Genomic DNA, 2,924 nt, shown 5'->3' with positions numbered 1-2,924 from the left:
GCGGTCTCGCCCCGATCACCGGCGGCCCGGAAAGCGCCTCGCGCGTCGGCATGTCGATCGTCGACGTCGCCACCGGCGCCACCGCGCATGCGGCAATCCTTGAGGCGCTGATCGGCCGCGGCCGCACCGGCCAGGGTGCTGACATCCGTATCTCGATGTTCGACGTGATGGCCGACTGGCTGACCGTGCCGCTGCTCAACGCCGAGGCCGGCAATCCGCCCAAGCGTCTCGGCCTCGCCCATCCGTCGATCGCGCCGTATGGCGTGTTCACCAGTAAGGACGGCAAGGACATCCTGATCTCGATCCAGAGCGAGCGCGAGTGGAAGAAGCTGTGCTCGGACGTGCTGCGCCAGCCTGACCTGCCGAACGATCCGCGGCTGTGCAACGGCGTCGAGCGGGTCAAGAACCGCGCCTACACCGATAAGATCGTGGCCGACATCTTCGGCTCGCTGACCCGCGACGATCTGCTCGAACATCTGGCCGCCGCCGACATTGCGTTCGCCGAAGTCAACGCGATGGAAGACCTGTCGCACCATCCGCATCTGCGCCGGATCGAAGTCGACACCCCGAACGGCAAGGTCAGCTATCCGGCGCCGGCAGCGATCTTCGTCGGCGACGAGCGCCGCTACGGCGCAGTGCCGGGCATCGGCGACAAGCGCAAGTAAGCGAGGACCAACATGACCGACGCGCGAGGCGCTTTCCGGGCCGCCGGTGATCGAGGCGAGACCGCTTTCGGCCTGGATCAACAGGTCATAGGCCTTGCGATGGGCGTAGGGGCCCTCGTCGCCGTAGCCCGAGATCGTGCAGATGATCAGTTTCGGGTAGTCCTTGCGCAGCCGCTCGCGCGCAAAGCCGAGCTTGTCCATCGAGCCGGGCTTGAGGTTCTGCAGCAAGACGTCGGCCGATGCGATCAGCTTTTCCAGCTCGGCGCGGCCTTCCTTGGTGGCGAGGTCGACCACCGCGGATTCCTTGCCGCGGTTGAGCCAGACGAAGTAGCTGCTCTGGCCTTTGGCGGCGGCGTCGTAGCCGCGGGCGAAATCGCCTTCGGGCCGTTCGATCTTGATGACGTGGGCGCCGGCATCGGCGAGCCGCGAGCTGCAATATGGCGCGGCAACCGCCTGTTCGACGGCGATGACGGTCAGTCCTTCGAGCGGAAGCATCCAATCAATCCTGCAATGGCTACGTCATTGCGAGGAGCGAAGCGACGAAGCAATCCAGGCTCGGTGCACTCGGCTCTGGATTGCTTCGCTTCGCTCGCAATGACGAAGGAGACGGTTCAAGCGAGGCAGCGGTTGCTGCCCGCGCCCTCAGTACGACCGCGGCATCCCGAGCACGTGCTCGGCGAGATGCGACAGGATCAGGTTGGTCGAGATCGGAGCGACCTGATACAGCCGGGTTTCGCGGAACTTGCGCTCAACGTCGTATTCCTCGGCGAAGCCGAAGCCGCCGTGGGTCTGGATGCAGGCGTTGGCCGCCTCGAACGACGCGTCGGCCGCGAGCATCTTGGCCATGTTGGCCTCGGCGCCGCAATCCATGCCGGCTTCGTACTTGCGGGTGGCTTCCTTCACCATCAGCTCGGCCGCGCGCATGTTGGCGTAGGCCTTGGCGATCGGGAACTGGATGCCCTGGTTCTGGCCGATCGGCCGGCCGAACACGGTGCGGTCCTTGGCGTAGGCGCTGGCCTTGGCGATGAACCACTTGGCGTCGCCGACGCACTCCGAGGCGATCAGGATGCGCTCGGCATTCATGCCGGAGAGGATGTAGCGGAAGCCCTTGCCCTCTTCGCCGATCAGATTCTCCTTCGGCACTTTCATGTCGGTGAAGAACACTTCGGTGGTGGCGTGGTTCATCATGGTGCGGATCGGGCGGATCTCGAGGCCATGGCCGCGCGCTTCGCGCATGTCGACCAGGAACACCGAGAGACCCTCGGTCTTCTTGGTCACCTGATCCTTCGGCGTGGTGCGCGCGAGCAGGATCATCAGGTCGGAATATTCCGCCCGGCTGGTCCAGATCTTCTGGCCGTTGACGATGTAGTCGCCGTTGGCGTCCTTCTTGGCGAAGGTCTTCAGCGAGGTGGTGTCGGTGCCCGAGGTCGGCTCGGTGACGCCGAACGCCTGCAGGCGGAGTGCACCGCTGGCGATCTTCGGCAGCCACTTGGCCTTCTGCTCGTCGCTGCCGTGCCGCAGCAGGGTGCCCATGGTGTACATCTGGGCGTGGCAGCCGCCGCCGTTGCAGCCGGCGCGCTGGATCTCTTCCAGGATCGCCGCCGCGGCCGACAGCTTCAGGCCGGCGCCGCCGTATTCCTCGGGGATCAGAACGGAAAGGTAACCGGCCTCCGTCAGGGCGTCGACGAAAGCCTTGGGATAGGCCATTTCGCGGTCGAGTTTGCGCCAGTACTCGCCGGGAAACTGCGCACACAGTTTGGCGACGGCGTCGCGGATGTCGTGGTATTCGTCCTGCTCCGCGGCATGGTGTTTCATCGGCTGCGTCTTCTTGTTGGTTTTGGGGGGAGGTCATGAGACCCGGACCGGCAAGGACTCGTAGCCCTTGACGAAGCTCGAATACACCCGCTTCGGCTCCCCGACAACTTCAATACGCTCGAAACGCTTGAGCATCTCCTCCCATACGATCCTCAGTTGCAATTCGGCCAAGCGCATCCCGACGCACCGATGGATACCGAAACCGAACGACAGGTGGATCCTGGCCCGGGCGCGGTCGATGATGAATTCCTCTGGCAGCTCGATCACCTCGTCGTCGCGGTTGCCTGAAACGTACCACATCACCACGCGGTCGCCCTTGCGGATGGTCTTGCCGCCGAGCTCGGTGTCCTGGAGGGCGGTGCGGCGCATGTGGGCCAGCGGCGTCTGCCAGCGGATCACCCCGGGCACCATGGTGTCGATCAGCTTCGGATTGGCCCGCAGCGT

At 64.8% G+C, this 2,924-nt stretch carries 3 protein-coding genes and 1 pseudogene; 1 reads left to right on the top strand and 3 read right to left on the bottom strand.

Annotation, left to right across the window (positions count from 1 at the left end; genetic code table 11):
• The coding region (locus tag DYI24_RS24405; protein WP_164574159.1) for a CoA transferase at positions 1-665 on the top strand (665 nt) is incomplete at its 5' end.
• A gap of 9 nt (positions 666-674) precedes the next feature.
• Here the strand turns inward: DYI24_RS24405 and DYI24_RS24400 are convergent.
• The 3 genes and pseudogenes from DYI24_RS24400 to DYI24_RS24390 all read right to left on the bottom strand — a co-directional run.
• A pseudogene (locus DYI24_RS24400) lies at positions 675-1,160 on the bottom strand (CoA transferase); the annotation flags it as partial.
• Between the two features lie 147 nt (positions 1,161-1,307).
• Positions 1,308-2,480, bottom strand: coding sequence for an acyl-CoA dehydrogenase family protein (locus DYI24_RS24395; protein WP_164574158.1), 1,173 nt, complete (start codon positions 2,478-2,480; stop codon positions 1,308-1,310).
• A 33-nt stretch (positions 2,481-2,513) separates the two neighbouring features.
• On the bottom strand, positions 2,514-2,924 hold a 411-nt coding region (locus DYI24_RS24390), incomplete at its 5' end, for a cytochrome P450 (protein WP_164574157.1).

The sequence above is a fragment of the Rhodopseudomonas sp. BR0C11 genome (assembly GCF_010820945.1).
Taxonomy (GTDB): domain Bacteria; phylum Pseudomonadota; class Alphaproteobacteria; order Rhizobiales; family Xanthobacteraceae; genus Rhodopseudomonas; species Rhodopseudomonas palustris_H.
The sequence above is the reverse complement of the archived record's forward strand: the minus strand, read 5'-3'. Positions and strand labels throughout refer to the sequence as shown.

Bases quoted from the DNA above. Each gene is read 5' to 3' on its own strand.
- DYI24_RS24395 (WP_164574158.1), bottom strand. From the start codon at position 2,480: ATGAAACACCATGCCGCGGAGCAGGACGAATACCACGACATCCGCGAC.